Source organism: Roseateles sp., from assembly GCF_036486225.1.
Classification (GTDB): domain Bacteria; phylum Pseudomonadota; class Gammaproteobacteria; order Burkholderiales; family Burkholderiaceae_C; genus Roseateles.
Genome location: NZ_DASVNZ010000216.1, coordinates 1 through 15,824, shown reverse-complemented (window position 1 = coordinate 15,824; position 15,824 = coordinate 1). Strand labels below are relative to the sequence as shown.

Genomic DNA, 15,824 nt, shown 5'->3' with positions numbered 1-15,824 from the left:
CCGCTTGCGGGAGAGGGCAGGGGTGAGGGCCAGCGGCCTCACGCATGAACCGACCTCAGGGCTTCAGGAAGTCGTTCTCGACCCACGCCGCCGCGCTCGTCTCATTGAACTTGAACCCGGCCGCCACGCGCACCTGCGCGAGCTGCTCGCCGTCGTCGTTCAACGCAGTCAGCGTCGCATACGGGTTGTCTTCATCCGGAACGATGTCGAGCAGCACCTGCACGCGCCCGTTCGCCGTATCCAGCTTCACGCTCTTATGCAGCCGCGCGTGCAACTGCTGCTCATGCCGACGCAGCACCTCCGAGGCCGTCTTCACCAGCGTATGGAACGCCGCTGCGTCCAGCAGCTTCGGGTTCTTCTTGTCGCGACCCATGGTCCAGGGACCGACCAACGCCGGCTCCGCCTCGCCGATCAGCGTCATCGCGACGGCCCAGCCTTCATCGTCCTCGTTCTTGATGACCTGCGCGGTCCAGCGCTCGTCCTGCCACGTGCGCGGCTCCTGGATGATGGGGCGTTCTTCGTCAGGGAAATTCGTGCTCATGCCGATGAAGGTAACACGCGGGCGCTCGCGCTCCGGCGACGCCGGGCGGCCTTCGCGACCGGCGACAATCCATTCATGACCGATTCCGCCCCGCCGCCGCAACCGCCGCAAGAGCAACCGCGCAACCCGTTGCACGGCCTGACGCTGGAAACCATCGTGACCGAGCTGGCCGCGGAATACGGCTGGGACGGTCTCGACGAGCGCATCCCGCTGCGCTGCTTCGCCTTCGAGCCGAGCGTCAAGTCCAGCCTGAAGTTCCTGCGCAAGACGCCGTGGGCGCGCGAAAAGGTCGAAGGGCTCTACCTGTTCATGCTGCGGGAGCGCCGCCGGAACACGACGCGGCCGTGACCGGCGAGACCAGCGCCCAGCCGAGCGCCTGGTACAGCGCGGCGCCGGCTTCGGTGGCCACCAGCACGCCGTGACGAGCGCCGGCATCGCGGGCTGCATTCGACCACGCGCTCATGACGAGCCGACCCAGCCCCCTCCGCCGGTGGGCTTCCACCGTGACGATCTGATCGAAGGTCGCGAACGCGCCGTCGATCGCGGCCTGGCCGCTGGCCGCCAGCTCGCCTGAGCCGGCGAAGACCTTCGTCAACGCGAGCGCGCCGGTCCGTTCGGTCTGGACGCGATAGCCGGCAACGACCGGGCCGTCGCTTCCTGCGAGCATGACGCGCATCAGGAACTCCGGCTCATGAACGGTCCAGTCGCTGGAGAGCAGGGGCGACACCTCCTGCGACGGCGCGCAGATCTTCAGCCAGATGCCGGGACCGGCCTCGGTAGCGATGAGCTTCCGAAGCACGTCGGGATCGAAGCGAGGGAAGACGTAGCGCGTGATCTGCTCCGGCTTGCCGACATGGATCTGGAGGTAGCCGGAGCGCTCGACCGGCGCCGGCGTGCTGCGGGAGATCGCCCAGCCGTGTGCCCAGGCCTGGGCGGTGACGGAGGGATCGAACGCGCCGTTTCCAGGCGCGCCCGTCGATGTCGAGGTCGAGGTCGAGTTGGGTGGGCTCATCCCGGACATCGTCTTCTGCGCAGGGCGGGCGAGCAGAAGGTCATAGGTCAGAGATCGATGATCCCCCGCCTCACCGCGATCGTGACCGCATGCGTGCGGTCGCTCGCGGCGAGCTTGCCGAGGATGCTCTTCATGTGCGCCTTGACCGTGCCTTCGGCGATGTCGAGCTGGCCGCCGATGCGCTTGTTCGAACGGCCTTCCGCCACCAGCTTCAGCACCGTCGTCTCGCGGCCCGTCAGGTGCTGATCCGCCACATGCTCGGCGAGCTGCATGGCCAGCGCTGAGGGGAAGCGCCGCCCACCGGCGTGCACCGCGCGGATCGTGTCCAGCAGATCCTTGCGCAGCGTCTCCTTCAGCAGATAACCCGCCGCGCCGGCCTGCGCCGCCTCCAGCAGCTGCGCCGGCGCCCCGAAGCTGCTCAGCATCACGACCCGCGCTGCGGGGAACTCGTCGCGGATCGCCTTCAGCGCCGTGATGCCGTCCATGGTCCGCATCCGCACGTCCATCAGCGTCACGTCCGGCAGGTACCGACGGAAGGCCTCCAGGGCCTCGGCGCCGTCCTGCGCCTCCGCCACCAGCCGCATGTCCGATTGCAGGTCGATGGCGCCTGCGAGGCCCTCGCGCAGCATCGGGTGGTCGTCGACCGTCATCACGCGAATAGCCCGGTCGTTCTTCAGCGGTGTGGTCGTCATGGCGTGCGGCTCCTTCACGGGCACTCTGCCCGTTCGTGGGAGGTGCCGGATCTCTCATTCGGGAGATGGCGACCTCCCAGCCCCGGCACCCTGTACGAAAGAGGGAGGTGCCGAGGCCCCTATCCGGCATGGCAACGCGCGCGGTCGGTGGCGATCATCACCGGCACCTCCAACCTCTTGCCCGCCTGAAGGAATCCCTCATGACATCGAGCACCACCCGCCGCACCGTCGCGGCCCTGATCCTGGCAGGGGGCTCGGCGCTCGGCGCCGTCGGCGCCCTTGGCGCGCTCTCCGTGCTGACCGCGCTGACCACGGTATCGCCGGCGATGGCCCAGCCGGCCGCCGCCTCGGCAAGACCTGCCCCCATCGTGGAGCGCGACGCGACCGTGAACGGCGTGAAGCTGCACTACCTGACGGCCGGCGCCGGCGACGCCACGCCCATCGTGCTGCTGCACGGCTACGCGCAGACCAGCCGGATGTGGCGTCCGCTGATGCCGCGCCTGGCCACCGACGGCCCGGTGATCGCGGTGGACCTGCGCGGCGCGGGCGGTTCCGGCAAGATCGACCGACCCGGCGAGAAGAAGCTGCTGGCCCAGGACATCCACGCGCTGACGCAGCAGCTGGGCTACAAGAAGGTGAAGATCGTCGGCCACGACATCGGCCTGATGGTCGCCTATGCGTACGCGGCGCAGTATCCCGACGAGGTCGAGAAGATCGCCCTGCTGGACGCCTTCCTGCCGGGCGTCGGCGACTGGACCAAGGTCTGGCTGCTGCGCGACCTGTGGCACTTCCACTTCTACGGCGAGGTTCCCGAGAAGCTGGTCGCCGGCCGCGAGCGCATCTACTTCGAGCATTTCTGGAACGACTTCGCCGCGGACAAGACCAAGTCCATCCCCGAAGCCGATCGCAAGTTCTACGCGGCGGCCTATGGGCAGCCCGGCGGCATGCACGCCGGCTTCGGCTACTTCAAGGCCTTCGAGCAGGACGCCAAGGACTTCGAGGCGATGTCCAAGACCAGGCTCAAGATGCCGATGCTCGTGCTCACCGGCGAGAAGGCCTCGGGCGAGTTCCTGATCGGGCAGGCGCGCCTCGTGGCGGACTCGGTCGACGGCCGCATCGTGAAGGGCGCCGGCCACTGGATCATGGAAGAGTCCCCGGACTACACGATGGGCGCGCTGGTCGAGTTCCTGAAGTGAGTCAGCCCGGCGCGCGCGTCGGCAGCGCGCGACCGAGCAGGTCGCGCAGCCACCGCTGAAGCGCCGGGAGGCGCGGCGGCTTGTCGCGCCGGCGATAAGCCTGGGCGGCCGGGATGCTCAGCAGCACCTCGGTCCCTTCGCCCGGCGCGCTGCGCAGCTCGAAGCTGCCGCCGACGCCGGTCACACGCTCGCGCATGCCGCTCAGGCCCCAGTGGCCGGGGCTGTGTCCGTCGACCTGTGTCTGCGGCGGCACGCCGACGCCGTCGTCGGCGATCCGGATCGTGAAGGCCGCGTCGGTGTACGCGATCGTCAGGGCGATGGTCGTCGCCTTCGCATGCTGGAAGGCGTTGAACAGGCCCTCGCGGCCGACGAGCGCCAGCTCCGCATGCACGCAGGCGTCCAGCGCCCGTGGCGTGCCTTCCACATGGATGCGGAACGCCGCGTCGTGGAAACCGGAGAGGTCCCGCCCCAGCGCCTCCAGCGTCTGCTCCAGCGTGCCGGCGTCCGGCGGCGGCAGGCGCAGGTCGGTGACGCGGTTGCGGCCTTCGATGACCACCGCGTCGGCCTGATCGAGCACGCGCTCCATCTCCGCGCGTGCCGGCAGTTCGTCGGGAATGCCCCAGGCCACGCGCTGGAAGCGCAGCAGCAGCCCTTGGAAGCCTTGAAGCAGCGTGTCGTGCAGGTCCTGCGCGATGCGCGTGCGTTCGTCGAGGCGCGCACGGTAACGCTCGCGCGCCCGCGCTTCGATCTGCCGCAGGCGCATGCGCACGACCAGCGCGATCGCGATCAGGACCGCCAGCGCGCAGAGGACGCGGAAGCCGGTCGACTGGAGGAAGGTCGGCGGGATCTCGATGGCGAGGGCGGCGGGCTTGGCGCTCCAGACGCCGTCCTCGTTGGTGCCTTGGACCTCGAAGGTGTAGTTCCCAGGGCCGAGGTTCGTATAGAACGCCTGGCGGCGCGAGCCGGCCTCATGCCAGTTTGTCTCGAGCCCGCGCAACCGGTACTTGAAGCTCGCCCGCTCGGGCATCGCCAGCGAGAGCGAGGTGTAGTCGACCTGCAGATCCCTGGTTCCCGCGACCGCGCGCACGAGGCCGCCGACGTCGGGCCGCAGCGGCGTGCCGTTCACCAGCACGCGCTGGATGTCGAGTACCGCCGGCGCGGCGCTGCGCGTCAACCGGGCCGGATCCACGGTCACCACGCCGTTGGTCATGGCGAACCAGAGCCGGCCGTCCGGCGTCTGCAGCGCGGTGCGCAGCGGCCAGGAGGTCTCCGCCCGGCCGGGCAGGCCATCGAAGGTATCCAGCTGCGTCACCGGCACCCGGAAGGCCCGCTCCGCCATGGCGCGCCGGACGTCGGCGGCGGCCACCCGCGTGATGCCCGCCGCGCCGTTGAACCAGAGGTCGCCTTCCGGCGTCTCGACGATCCCGCTCACGCCGGCGAGGGCGTTCTCCGCGTCGGCACGCAGGTCATGGAACCGGCCGTCGTCGTCCAGGCGCTGCACGCCGCGGTCGCCGCCTATCCACAGATGCCCCTTGCCGGGCGCGATCGACAGCACGCCGCCGATGCGCAGACCTTCCTTGTCGGTGAAGCGCGTGAGCCGGTCGCCTTCATCGACGCGGATCAACTGGCCGTCGACGTAGCCCAGCCAGATGCGGCCCTGTGCGTCCAGCGCGATCGTGGACGCCGAGGACCCTTCAGGAAACCCCTTGCTGCCTGACAGCCGTTCCCACCGCCCGTCCTTGAGACGGCGCAGCAGCCCCATGAACTGCGAGGCCGCCCAGAGGGAGCCCGAGGCGTCTTCCGCGATGTCCTTGATCGTGCCGTTCCAGTCCGGGAAATGGTTGCCCCGTTCATCGATGACCGTGCCTTGCGGCCCCATCCGGGAGAGGCCGCGACGGTCGCCCAGCCACACCGTCCCGGCGTGGTCGACGAACACGCGGCTCATCGACGGGGAGGGGACGGGGAAGCGTTCGAGGTCGTTGGCGCCGCCGGACGGCTTCAGATGGAAGATCGCGTTGCGCGAGGTGAACCACAGGTCGCCCCGGGGACCGGCCGCCATGGCCAGCGTCGACATGCCCGCCGGGAACTGGAAGAGGGAGACGCGCGTGGGCCGCAGCCGGTCGAGCCCGCCGTTCGTGCCGATCCAGATCGATCCCTCCCGATCCTCGAGGATCCGCAGGACCTCGTCGCCGGTCAGCCGCTGATTCGGCGTCAGGCGTTGCAGCGCCGGGACGCCGAAATTGAAGGCCTGGATGGCGCCGGGCGCCAGCGGGCCCGAGGCGGGCGTGAAGGGCACCAGGGGCGTGGGCGGCGCGCCGGTCGCCGCGCTGCTGATGTCCTGGTCCGACGCGGGTTGCCGGCCCGGCAACCGTTCCCGGGTGACGCCGTCGAGCGCGCCGGACCAGAGGTCGCCGTTCCGGTCGAAGATGGGCATGTAGGTGCTCGGGTGGATGGGGTGGCCCGTCCCGACGGGATCGCCCGGCACATTCGGGCGCGGCAGCCGGAGGTAACGCATCCGGACGTGGCCGGGCTGGGACTCCAGCTCCACGTCCGCCCAGATCCGTCCTTCAGGATCCTTGGCCATGTAGCCGACGATCTTGCCGGGGAGATCGACGGCGACGAAGCGGGTCTGCCCCGCCGGTTTGACTTGCGGTCCCCTGCTGGTGTCCGCCCACAGATTGCCGTCGCCGTCCAGGTGCACGCCCATCGTGACCACCGTCGACGGCGGGCCCGGATAGCCGTCGGCATCCTCCATGCGCAACCAGCGGTGGCCGTCCCGCCGGAAGAGTCCGCGGGTGGTGGCCACCCACAAGGTGCCGTCCTTCTCCTGGACGAACCCCCGGGTGGCGCCCTCGAAACCGCCCACACGGGGCTTCTCACCCAGCAGCACGCGGCCGTTGCGCACGAAGGCGAAGCCGCCGCGCAGGAAGCCCACCCACAGACCGTTGTCGGGCGTGGCGTACAGGGTCAGGATGCCCTTCCCGGGAAGCGACTCTCCCGCGAGCGACTCGAAGGTCTCGAATCGCACGCCGTCGAAGCGCAGCAGGCCGCGGTCGGTGCCCAGCCAGAGGTAGCCGTCGGTGGTCTGCGCCAGGCCGTAGACCGGGCCGAACAGACCTTCGCGCGGACCCCACGACGTGTGATGGAGCTGATCGAGTGGCGGGTTCTTGAGGAACTCGTCGAGCGTGATGCGGTCGGGCGTGGATGTCGGCGCCGACGCCTGCGCTCCCGTCGCGGTGATCAGTCCGAGGAGCGGCAGGAGCAGGAGAACACCGGCACGGACGATGGCTAGTAGCAGACGAAGACCGGGTGCTGGCATGTCGGGGGCCGGAGGTGCGGAGCGCGCAACATACCACCGGCGGGGTACGGGGGCTTCGCCCGGATGGGAGACGCGGGTGCGCGCGGGTCGTCAGTCGACGATGCGCAGCCCCTGCTTGTCACGGAAGATCTCCAGCAACGCTTCCCGGACCGTCTTCAACGACGCGGCATCGACACCCGTGAGACGGATGTTGTACTGCGATTCGCCGTCCAGTTGGGCCGCCGTTTCAGGACTGAACGAGGCGACCAGGACGTCCTGCGTCAAGCACACGTCCAGGTCCTCCACCTTGTGGTTGACCTGGTCGAGGACCATGACCTCGATCAAGGGCTCGCTCGGAAATCTGCTGAGAGAGAAACAGTAGTTCTTCGCCCGGTCGAAGCAGTAGACGAGCGCCATCTCGTAATGCTCGTCGAAGGGCGAGGCGGACACGGTGACCTCGAGGTCCATGATCAGATTCTTCCTGCCAGAGGTGATGAAGCGGCACGCCCGGCCACGATCGGCGCGCCGTCATTCATACGGGTGCGGGACATGGCTGTCGATGACATTCCGCGAGTGTAGGCAAGGCGATCGTCCATCCGTCCCACGACGAGGTCCTCAGCCTCCGCTGGATTGCGGCAGCTTGCTGTCGGGTGACGGCTGGCGTTCCGTGCGGCGCGGAAAGTCTTCCTTCGGGTGGTGGGCGTTGAGGTGGTCGTCCGGTCGCGCGTCGCTGCCTTCCGGCGGCTCTTCTTCTTCGGGCTCATCGTTGGGCGCATCGGGATTCGTCGATTCGCCGATGGGTTTGTTGTCCCCGACCGGGTCGTCGTTCTCGTTCTCAGGACGCGAAGGTCCTGGAGTCTGCGTGCCGCCAGACGAGGTACTGCTGTTCATGATGAGACCTTCGTTGTGCCGAGAAACCGGCGCAACGACTGGACGCAAGTTCGAGGCCACGGCGGACTGTCGCCGACGTAAAGACGGAGACGCTTGGCGTCATGCGCCAAGGTCATCGTTTCGGAACGACGAGGCCAGTGAGGCGTCGCGAGGCCGCCCGGTAATCCGGGCCGATAACGAGCAAACGCGGAGAGAACTTGCCGGGCCCGGCGCGGTGCCGTTCAGTGCTCGTCCTTCGGGTGACCCGTGTCGCGGCGAGCCGTGGCCCGGTCGTCGGTCTTCGACTGGGCCTCGTGGCCGCTTTGCCATGCGTCCTTGCGTTCGCTCCACAGGTCGGGGCATTCGCCCGTGGTGGTCGGCAGGTTGTGGGTCTCGTCCATCGGATTCCCCGAAGAAACGTCACCACGGGCTGCGGCCTTCGCGCCCTGTCGCTGGAGTTCCGCCCGCTCCGCGTTGGGCAGTGCCCGCTCATCGCCGGGGCGTTGTCGTTTGTCCGGGTGGGATTTGGTACTGCGCTTCATCGTCCACTCCAGGCTTGATCGTGAGCCCTATTAGGCGCTCTCAGCGAAGACAGGCCTCGGCGCCGATTCAGCGCTCGTCACTTCGCCGCGGCCAGTAGCCCAGCAGGAGGGCGAGAAACAGCTTGATCAGTAGCCCCATGGGATCTGGATCCCACGTCGTCGCCATCCTGGCGTCGTTCTCGAGCGTGCCGCCGCGTTGCATGTACTGGCGTCGAGCTTCTTCGATCTGGCTCGACCGCGGCGCCGCAGGGCAGCCGCATTCGCTGCAGCGCTCGCTCGCGGGCGCGTTCGAGCGGCCGCAGGACAGGCAGGACCAAGCGTAGGAAGGCATGCGCGGAGTATCAGCGCGGCCGGGACTTCCACCAACGTCGCCACCAGCTCCCGGAAGTCGAACCGTCTGCCGGCTTCGGTGTCTTCTCGAACGACCACTGGTGGAGCATCTCCCCGTTCTTCGACAGGAACGCGGATCTCACCCGACCCTGATGAATCAGCTGGGACAGCAGCGCGTGGTAGGCCCGCTCGAGTTCTCCCCAGTCGTCGAAGTCCTGGTCGAATCCAGGCGCGCCATGGCACCACAGCGTGCCTCGGGCGGCGCCACCATAGGGGCTGTCTGTCCAGCGGGCCACCATCGGCGAGCGCCAAGCCTTGCCGAGCGACGATCCCAGGATGCGATGGCCCGCCGGACTCTCCGGCATGAAGCTCTGCAGTTGACCGCCCGCGTCGTCGACCCACAGCCGGCCGCACTGTCCGCATTGATAGCACGTGCGGTCCAGCATTCGGCGGGACTCCCACGCCGCCTCGAAGGCCTCGCAATGGTCCTCCCAATCCTGGTCGGCGATCAGGTAGGCCTTGTAGGGCAGGAAATCGGTCTGGTCGACGATGACGTGGCCGCAGGAGCATGCGAACTTCATGGGGTCGATCTCAACCCGTGAACCGGTAAGACACCAGCGACTCGCTGTCGCTGTCCGCCACCAGCGCCTTGCCTGCCGGCGGGAACGCGCGTTGGACGCAGTGCTCGCGCGGGCAGACGCGGCAGCCGGGGCCGATGGGGATCGCCTGCTTGGACACCGTGCTCTCGTCGAAGCTCAAACCCTCCGCGTACACCAGCTCCCGCGCATGCGAGATGTCGCAGCCCAGGCCGATCGCGAACAGCTTGCGTCGCGCCAGGTAGCCGCCTCCGCCGTGCCGCTCGATGGTCCGGGCGATGCCGAAGAAGCGGCTGCCGTCGGGCATCTCCGCGATCTGCGTGAGGAAACGGCCCGGCTGCGCGAAGGCCTCGTGCACGTGCCACAGCGGGCACGCGCCGCCGTGTCGCGCGAAGTGGAAACTCGTCGCGCTCTGCCGCTTGGAGATGTTGCCCGCCTGATCCACGCGGACGAAGTAGAACGGCACGCCGCGATTGCCGTTGCGCTGCAGCGTCGACAGCCGATGGCAGACCGTCTCCACGCTCACCTGGAAACGCTGCTGCAGCAGCTCGACGTCGTAGCGCGCGTTGCGCGCCGCAGTCAGGAACTCGCCGTACGGCAGCAGCGTCGCGCCAGCGAAGTAGTGGGCGAAACCTTGCCGCGCCAGCGCTCGCGTCGCCTCGTCGACGAACGCACCGGCGCCGAGTTCCGCCTCGATGGCTTCGGCCTCGGCGATCAGCGCGTACTGCGTGGCGAGCTGGAACGCCTGCTGCGCGTCGCTCAGGAAACGCGGCATGCGCAGCAGCTTGCGCCGCGCGTCGTAGTGGCGCAGGAAGGCGTCGGACGTCTCCTTCCGCGTCTCGGCCTCATCGGCCTCGTCGCCCACCTCGGTCCTGATCCCGTAGCGCTGCAGCAGCAGATCACGCAGCGGTTGCGCGCGATGGCCGGGCACCAGACCGAGCGACTCAGCCAACTGCTCGCCACGCAGATCCAGATCGTCGAGATGGTTGTTGCGGCGGTTCAGGTGATCGCGCACCGCCTCGTGCGGCAGCGGCTCGCCGCGGAACGAGGGCGGCGCCCCCGTCGCCTCGCGACCCTGCTCGCCGTAGAAGCGGTCGATCATCTGCGAGTGCTCGTCCTGCAGCCGCAGGTAGCGCTGATGCAGCGCGACGTAGGACTCCGCCAGTTCCGGCGCCTGCTCCACCAGCCGCGCGACCTGCGCCGGCGCCATCACCGTCGTCGTCAGCGAGCGGTCGCGCAGCGCCGCGTCCAGGTCCGCCAGCAGTTGCTGGTCCTGCTCCTCCGAGAACTGCCCGATGCCGCCGCCGAACACCTCCGCCAGCTTGATCAGCACGCTGGCCGTGACCGGCCGCTGGTTGGTCTCGATCTGCGACACATAGCTGAGCGACAGCGCCAGACGGCTCGCCAGCTCCGCCTGGTTCCATTGCAGCTGCTCGCGCAGGCGGCGGATCCGCGGACCGATGAACAGCTTGCGCGACGAGTTCGACGGGGTACCGGTGGGGCTGGCCATGCGTTTCACAGGATTCGCTGATTTCACAGAATTCTTGTGGAGTGTTTTGCCTCAGCACCGCTTCACAAGAGGGAGCGCTGGCTTCTTGCGAAGTGTGTGGATAGATTCTCTGTGAAATTCAACCCACCGTCGAGTGCGCCTGGAAACGGCCCGCAACGATGGCATCGAACCCCTGGAGACCGTGCATGAGCCGCGAAGAGTTGCCCCGTATCCCGTTGCTGATCAACGGCGAATTCGTCCAGTCGCGCAGCACCGAGTGGCGCGACGTGATCAACCCGGCGACGCAGCAACGCCTGGCCCGCGTGCCGATGGCCACGCCCGACGAAGTCGAGGCCGCGATCGCCGCCGCGCAGGACGCCTTCAAGACCTGGCGCAAGGTGCCCATCGGGCAGCGCGCGCGCATCTTCCTGAAGTACCAGCAACTGATCCGCGACAACATCAAGTCGCTGGCCGCGACGCTGACCGCCGAGCAGGGCAAGACCCTCGCGGATGCCGAGGGCGACGTGTTCCGCGGCCTGGAGGTCGTCGAACACGCAGCCAACATCGGCTCGCTGCAGATGGGCGAACGCGCCCACAACGTCGCCGGCGGCGTCGACACCTACACCCTGCTGCAGCCGCTGGGTGTGTGCGCCGGCATCACGCCGTTCAACTTCCCCGCGATGATCCCGCTGTGGATGTTCCCGATGGCCATCGCCTGCGGCAACACCTTCGTGCTGAAGCCGTCCGAGCAGGACCCGATGGTGACGATGCGGCTGGTCGAACTGGCGCTCGAAGCCGGGATTCCCAAGGGCGTTCTCAACGTCGTGCATGGCGGCGAGGACGTCGTCAACGCGCTGTGCGATCACGCCGACATCCGCGCGATCTCCTTCGTCGGCTCGACGCGCGTGGGCACGCTGGTCCACGACCGGGCGACGAAAGCCGGCAAGCGCGTGCAATGCATGATGGGCGCGAAGAACCACGCCGTCGTGCTGCCCGACGCGCACAAGGAACAGACGCTCAACGCGCTGGCTGGCGCGGCCTTCGGCGCGGCGGGTCAGCGTTGCATGGCCGTGTCGGTCGCGGTGCTGGTCGGCGCCGCGCGCGAATGGCTGCCGGACCTGATCGCCAAGGCCAAGGGCCTGAGCGTGGGCGCCGGTGACTCGGCGACGACCGACGTCGGTCCGCTCATCTCCTGCGCGGCGCGTGATCGTGTCGAAAGCCTCATCGCCCGTGGCATCGAGGACGGCGCGACGCTGGCGCTCGACGGGCGCCTGCCGCCACTCAGCGGCCAGTTGAAGGAAGGCAACTTCGTCGGCCCGACGGTCTTCAGCGGCGTGAAGCCCGGCATGACGATCTACGACCAGGAGGTCTTCGGGCCGGTGCTCTGCGTCGCCGAAGCCGCGACGCTGGACGACGCGATCGCGATGATCAACGCGAATCCGAACGGCAACGGCACGGCGCTGTTCACGCAGTCGGGCGCGGCGGCGCGCCGCTTCGAGGACGAGATCGACATCGGCCAGGTCGGCATCAACGTGCCCATCCCCGTGCCGGTGCCGCTGTTCTCGTTCACCGGCTCGCGCGCGTCCAAGCTCGGCGACCTGGGGCCGTACGGCAAGCAGGTCGTCCTCTTCTACACGCAGACCAAGACCGTCACCGCGCGCTGGTTCGATGACGCGTCCACCGGCGGCGTCAACACGACGATCAGCCTCAAGTGAGCCGCGACTCCTGAACTGGTGAGGACCTGATGGACTTTGAGCTCGACGAGCAGCAACGCGCCTTCCAGCAGGCGGCGCGCGACTTCGCCCGCGACGAGATGGCGCCTCATGCGGCCGGGTGGGACGCGCAGTCGTTCTTCCCGCGCGACACGCTGCGCCATGCGGGCGAGCTCGGCTTCTGCGGGCTGTATGCGCCGGCGGAGCGCGGCGGGCTCGGCCTGCCGCGGCTGGACGCGACCATCGTGCTGGAGGAGCTGGCCTCGGCCTGCCCGTCGACGACGGCCTTCCTCAGCATCCACAACATGGCGGCGTGGATGGTGAGCACGTATGCGACGGAGGAAATCGCGCGGCGATTCGGTCCGGCCTTGTGCAGCGGCGCGAAGCTCGCGTCGTACTGCCTGACCGAACCCGGGTCCGGCTCCGACGCCGCCTCGCTGCGAACGACCGCGCGCCGCGACGGCGACAACTACGTGATCGACGGCAACAAGGCCTTCATCTCCGGCGCCGGCGCGACCGACGTGCTGGTCGTGATGGCGCGCACCGGCGGGGCCGGGGCGGACGGCATCTCCGCGTTCCTGGTGGAGGGCGATGCGCCCGGCATCGAGTACGGCCGCAAGGAAGAGAAGATGGGCTGGAACAGCCAGCCCACCCGTGCCATCGCCTTCGACGGCGTGCGCGTGCCGGCGGCGCATCTGCTGGGCGAGGAAGGGCAGGGCTTCCGCATCGCGATGCAGGGGCTGGACGGCGGGCGCATCAACATCGCGACCTGCTCGGTCGGTGCGGCGCAGGGCGCGCTGGCCGCGGCGCAGCGTTACATGCACGAGCGCCACCAGTTCGGCCGTGCGCTCGCGGACATGCAGGTGCTGCAGTTCAAGCTCGCCGACATGGCGACGGAACTGGTGTCGGCGCGGCAGATGGTGCGGCTGGCGGCGGCCAAGCTCGATGCGAAGTCGCCCGACGCGCAGGTGTACTGCGCGATGGCCAAGCGCCTGGCGACCGACATCGGTTTCAGCGTCTGCAACGAGGCGCTGCAGATCCACGGCGGCTACGGCTACATCCGCGAGTACCCGCTGGAGCGCTACCTGCGCGATGCGCGCGTGCATCAGATCCTCGAAGGCACCAACGAAATCATGCGCGTCATCGTCGCGAGGCGGATGTTGCAGGACCAGGCGCCGGAAACCATTCGTTGACGTCGTCCTCCGACGTCTTCCATTCATCTCTCACATGCCAACACCCATGACTGACACCCACGACACGACGGCGACCTACGCCGGTCTGCGCCTCGAACGCCGCGGCCACACCGCGATCGTCACACTGACGAATCCGCCCGCCCACACATGGACCGCCGACAGCCTCGCCGCATTGACGCGGCTGGTCGGCGACCTCAACCGCGATCGCGAGATCTACGCGCTCGTGATCACCGGCGACGGCGAGAAGTTCTTCAGTGCCGGCGCCGATCTGAAGCTGTTCGCCGACGGCGACAAGGGCGTCGCCGCGACGATGGCGCGCCGCTTCGGCGAGGCGTTTGAAGCGCTTGCGGGCTTCCGCGGCGTCAGCATCGCCGCGATCAACGGCTACGCGATGGGCGGCGGACTCGAATGCGCGCTGGCCTGCGACCTGCGCATCGCCGAGTCGCATGCCGTGATGGCGCTGCCCGAGGCGACCGTTGGCCTGCTGCCCTGCGCCGGCGGCACGCAATGGCTGAGCTGGACCGTCGGCGAAAGCTGGGCCAAGCGCATGGTGCTGCTGGGCGAGCGCGTCGACGCCGAAACCGCCCTGCGCATCGGACTGGCCGACGAATTGGTGCCCAAGGGCGGCGCGCTGGCGAAGGCGCTGCAGTGGGCCGAGCGCGTGCAGGCGCAGAGCCCCACCAGCGTGACCGCCTGCAAGCGATTGATCCAAGGCGCGCGCACCGCGCCGCCGCAATCGCAACTGGCCGCGGAGCGCGAAGCCTTCATCGGCCTCTTCGAGACCGAAGACCAGCGCGAGGGTGTGCAGGCCTTTCTCGGCAAGCGCAGCCCGCAGTGGCGCAACGCCTGAGGAGAAGCGATGAGCGACTCCAAGAACAAGAGTCACGGCGGGGACGCCGACGCGCCCGTGCTGTTCCGCACCGTCGTGACCGCATCGGGTCACCGCTTCGGCCACGCCACGCTGAACGCGCCGGCCAGCCTCAACGCGCTGACCTTGCCGATGGTCGATCTGCTCCAGGCGCAATTGAGCGCATGGGCCGACGACCCGCAGGTCGCGGGCGTGATCCTCGACGGCAACAGCGAGAAGGCCTTCTGCGCCGGCGGCGACGTGGTCGGCCTCTACCGCGCGATGCGCGCGGCCGGCGCCGGCAAGGTGCCGCGCGACGCCGCCGATTTCTTCGAGCGCGAGTACCGCCTCGACCACACCATCCATCGCTATCCGAAGCCGATGCTCGTCTGGGGCCACGGCATCGTCATGGGCGGCGGCATCGGCCTGATGGCCGGCGCATCGCACCGCGTGGTGACGCCGCGCAGCAAGCTGGCGATGCCGGAGATCACGCTGGGCCTTTATCCGGACGTCGGCGGCAGCTGGTTCCTCTCTCGGCTGCCGGGACGCACGGGGTTGTTCCTCGCGCTGACCGGCGCGCCGCTGAACGCAGCGGACGCGCTCTGGGCCGGGCTGGCCGATCGCGCTGCTCGTGCCGAGGATCACGGCGCCTTGCTTGAAGCCATCGCCCATGCGCGCTGGGACGGCGAACGCGCGGCGGATTCCGAGCGGCTCGACGACCTGCTGCGTGCGCTGCCGGCCGCCGAGCTGGCACCCAGCCAGCTCGCACCGCACCGCGATCGCATCGACGTGCTGATCGGCCCGCACGACACGCTGGCAACGATCGCGCCGCGTCTGCGCTCGCTGGCGTGCGAAGGCGATGCCTGGCTGGCCGCCGCGGGGTCGACATTCCAGAAAGGCTCGCCGACCTCCGCCGCGCTGGCCATCGCCTTGCAGCGTCGCTTGCGGCACGCCTCGCTCGCCGAAGTGTTCCGGCTGGAGTACCAGGCCTCGGTCGGCTGCTGCGTGTTCCCCGACTTCGCGGAAGGCGTGCGCGCGCTGCTGGTCGACAAGGACAAGACGCCGCGCTGGCAGGGCGCCGCGCAGGACGAGGGCGGCGACGCGCATCTGGACGCGCTGCTCGCGCCGCGCTTCTCCGGCGGGCATCCGCTCGCCGATCTGCGCTGAGCGCACCGGACATCTAACGAAGAGGAGACAGAACCATGAGCAACGCGACGATCGCTGAACGCATCGCCTTCATCGGCCTCGGCCACATGGGCGGGCCGATGGCGGCCAACCTCGTGAAGATCGGCTACGCTGTGGCCGCGTTCGACTTGAGCGAAGCGGCCCTCGCCGCTGCGCGCTCTGCGGGCGTCACCGTGGCGCCGTCGGCCGCGGCGGCCGTGGAGGGCGCATCGGTGGTGATCTCCATGCTGCCCGCCAGCAAGCACGTCGAATCGCTGTTCCTCGGCGAAGACGGTCTCAGCGGCCTGCTCGCCCGCATCGCCGCCGGCGCGCTGGTGATCG

At 68.9% G+C, this 15,824-nt stretch carries 17 protein-coding genes; 7 read left to right on the top strand and 10 right to left on the bottom strand.

What is annotated here, in order from left to right:
* Window positions 1–55: 55 nt before the first annotated feature.
* Window positions 56–541, bottom strand: coding sequence for a hypothetical protein (locus VF536_RS14955; protein ID WP_331615659.1), 486 nt, complete (start codon window positions 539–541; stop codon window positions 56–58).
* A gap of 75 nt (window positions 542–616) precedes the next feature.
* Here VF536_RS14955 and VF536_RS14950 point away from each other — a divergent pair, with 75 nt between their 5' ends.
* Window positions 617–889 carry a VF530 family protein gene (locus VF536_RS14950; RefSeq protein WP_331615658.1) on the top strand — a complete coding sequence of 91 codons (273 nt, stop codon included), beginning with the start codon at window positions 617–619 and terminating at the stop codon, window positions 887–889.
* On the opposite strand, the gene VF536_RS14945 is transcribed toward VF536_RS14950, so the two are convergent.
* The gene (locus VF536_RS14945; RefSeq protein WP_331615656.1) at window positions 849–1,553 is read right to left on the bottom strand and encodes a GNAT family N-acetyltransferase; all 705 of its coding nucleotides are present in this window, start codon (window positions 1,551–1,553) and stop codon (window positions 849–851) included. The genes VF536_RS14950 and VF536_RS14945 overlap by 41 nt on opposite strands.
* Before the next feature lie 47 nt (window positions 1,554–1,600).
* Window positions 1,601–2,245: a response regulator transcription factor gene (locus VF536_RS14940; protein WP_331615655.1), complete on the bottom strand. Its 645-nt coding sequence runs from the start codon at window positions 2,243–2,245 to the stop codon at window positions 1,601–1,603.
* 200 nt (window positions 2,246–2,445) lie between these two features.
* On the opposite strand from VF536_RS14940, the gene VF536_RS14935 reads away from it, so the two are divergent.
* Window positions 2,446–3,441: an alpha/beta hydrolase gene (locus VF536_RS14935; RefSeq protein WP_331615654.1), complete on the top strand. Its 996-nt coding sequence runs from the start codon at window positions 2,446–2,448 to the stop codon at window positions 3,439–3,441.
* A 1-nt stretch (window position 3,442) separates the two neighbouring features.
* Here VF536_RS14935 and VF536_RS14930 read toward each other — a convergent pair whose 3' ends face one another.
* The 7 genes from VF536_RS14930 to VF536_RS14900 form a co-directional block, all read right to left on the bottom strand.
* Window positions 3,443–6,760: a sensor histidine kinase gene (locus VF536_RS14930; RefSeq protein WP_331615653.1), complete on the bottom strand. Its 3,318-nt coding sequence runs from the start codon at window positions 6,758–6,760 to the stop codon at window positions 3,443–3,445.
* Window positions 6,761–6,850: 90 nt separating this feature from the next.
* On the bottom strand, window positions 6,851–7,207 hold the full coding sequence (locus tag VF536_RS14925; protein WP_331615652.1) for a transcriptional repressor: 357 nt from the start codon (window positions 7,205–7,207) through the stop codon (window positions 6,851–6,853).
* 147 nt (window positions 7,208–7,354) lie between these two features.
* Entirely contained in the window at window positions 7,355–7,630 is a 276-nt protein-coding gene (locus tag VF536_RS14920) for a hypothetical protein (protein WP_331615651.1), read from the bottom strand.
* 221 nt (window positions 7,631–7,851) lie between these two features.
* Window positions 7,852–8,151 carry a CrpP-related protein gene (locus VF536_RS14915; RefSeq protein ID WP_331615650.1) on the bottom strand — a complete coding sequence of 100 codons (300 nt, stop codon included), beginning with the start codon at window positions 8,149–8,151 and terminating at the stop codon, window positions 7,852–7,854.
* 67 nt (window positions 8,152–8,218) lie between these two features.
* Window positions 8,219–8,482, bottom strand: a complete 264-nt coding sequence (locus tag VF536_RS14910; protein WP_331615648.1) for a hypothetical protein — start codon at window positions 8,480–8,482, stop codon at window positions 8,219–8,221.
* A gap of 10 nt (window positions 8,483–8,492) precedes the next feature.
* Complete coding sequence (locus tag VF536_RS14905) at window positions 8,493–9,062, bottom strand: hypothetical protein (RefSeq protein WP_331615647.1); 570 nt, start codon at window positions 9,060–9,062, stop codon at window positions 8,493–8,495.
* Between the two features lie 10 nt (window positions 9,063–9,072).
* Entirely contained in the window at window positions 9,073–10,587 is a 1,515-nt protein-coding gene (locus tag VF536_RS14900; protein WP_331615646.1) for a helix-turn-helix domain-containing protein, read from the bottom strand.
* Between the two features lie 185 nt (window positions 10,588–10,772).
* On the opposite strand from VF536_RS14900, the gene VF536_RS14895 reads away from it, so the two are divergent.
* The 5 genes from VF536_RS14895 to VF536_RS14875 all read left to right on the top strand — a co-directional run.
* A complete protein-coding gene (locus VF536_RS14895) occupies window positions 10,773–12,281 on the top strand; it encodes a CoA-acylating methylmalonate-semialdehyde dehydrogenase (protein ID WP_331615645.1) in 1,509 nt (502 codons plus the stop codon).
* 29 nt (window positions 12,282–12,310) lie between these two features.
* Complete coding sequence (locus VF536_RS14890; protein ID WP_331615644.1) at window positions 12,311–13,471, top strand: acyl-CoA dehydrogenase family protein; 1,161 nt, start codon at window positions 12,311–12,313, stop codon at window positions 13,469–13,471.
* A 46-nt stretch (window positions 13,472–13,517) separates the two neighbouring features.
* Window positions 13,518–14,321: an enoyl-CoA hydratase gene (locus tag VF536_RS14885; RefSeq protein WP_331615643.1), complete on the top strand. Its 804-nt coding sequence runs from the start codon at window positions 13,518–13,520 to the stop codon at window positions 14,319–14,321.
* 9 nt (window positions 14,322–14,330) lie between these two features.
* Complete coding sequence (locus VF536_RS14880) at window positions 14,331–15,485, top strand: enoyl-CoA hydratase/isomerase family protein (protein WP_331615642.1); 1,155 nt, start codon at window positions 14,331–14,333, stop codon at window positions 15,483–15,485.
* A 35-nt stretch (window positions 15,486–15,520) separates the two neighbouring features.
* On the top strand, window positions 15,521–15,824 hold a 304-nt coding region (locus VF536_RS14875), incomplete at its 3' end, for an NAD(P)-binding domain-containing protein (protein ID WP_331615641.1).

What these genes read in the sequence shown, in the direction of transcription:
- VF536_RS14955 (WP_331615659.1), bottom strand. Translation starts at nt 541, where the DNA reads ATGAGCACGAATTTCCCTGACGAAGAACGCCCCATCATCCAGGAGCCG.
- VF536_RS14950 (WP_331615658.1), top strand. Translation starts at nt 617, where the DNA reads ATGACCGATTCCGCCCCGCCGCCGCAACCGCCGCAAGAGCAACCGCGC.
- VF536_RS14945 (WP_331615656.1), bottom strand. Translation starts at nt 1,553, where the DNA reads ATGAGCCCACCCAACTCGACCTCGACCTCGACATCGACGGGCGCGCCT.
- VF536_RS14940 (WP_331615655.1), bottom strand. Translation starts at nt 2,245, where the DNA reads ATGACGACCACACCGCTGAAGAACGACCGGGCTATTCGCGTGATGACG.
- VF536_RS14935 (WP_331615654.1), top strand. Translation starts at nt 2,446, where the DNA reads ATGACATCGAGCACCACCCGCCGCACCGTCGCGGCCCTGATCCTGGCA.
- VF536_RS14930 (WP_331615653.1), bottom strand. Translation starts at nt 6,760, where the DNA reads ATGCCAGCACCCGGTCTTCGTCTGCTACTAGCCATCGTCCGTGCCGGT.
- VF536_RS14925 (WP_331615652.1), bottom strand. Translation starts at nt 7,207, where the DNA reads ATGGACCTCGAGGTCACCGTGTCCGCCTCGCCCTTCGACGAGCATTAC.
- VF536_RS14920 (WP_331615651.1), bottom strand. Translation starts at nt 7,630, where the DNA reads ATGAACAGCAGTACCTCGTCTGGCGGCACGCAGACTCCAGGACCTTCG.
- VF536_RS14915 (WP_331615650.1), bottom strand. Translation starts at nt 8,151, where the DNA reads ATGAAGCGCAGTACCAAATCCCACCCGGACAAACGACAACGCCCCGGC.
- VF536_RS14910 (WP_331615648.1), bottom strand. Translation starts at nt 8,482, where the DNA reads ATGCCTTCCTACGCTTGGTCCTGCCTGTCCTGCGGCCGCTCGAACGCG.
- VF536_RS14905 (WP_331615647.1), bottom strand. Translation starts at nt 9,062, where the DNA reads ATGAAGTTCGCATGCTCCTGCGGCCACGTCATCGTCGACCAGACCGAT.
- VF536_RS14900 (WP_331615646.1), bottom strand. Translation starts at nt 10,587, where the DNA reads ATGGCCAGCCCCACCGGTACCCCGTCGAACTCGTCGCGCAAGCTGTTC.
- VF536_RS14895 (WP_331615645.1), top strand. Translation starts at nt 10,773, where the DNA reads ATGAGCCGCGAAGAGTTGCCCCGTATCCCGTTGCTGATCAACGGCGAA.
- VF536_RS14890 (WP_331615644.1), top strand. Translation starts at nt 12,311, where the DNA reads ATGGACTTTGAGCTCGACGAGCAGCAACGCGCCTTCCAGCAGGCGGCG.
- VF536_RS14885 (WP_331615643.1), top strand. Translation starts at nt 13,518, where the DNA reads ATGACTGACACCCACGACACGACGGCGACCTACGCCGGTCTGCGCCTC.
- VF536_RS14880 (WP_331615642.1), top strand. Translation starts at nt 14,331, where the DNA reads ATGAGCGACTCCAAGAACAAGAGTCACGGCGGGGACGCCGACGCGCCC.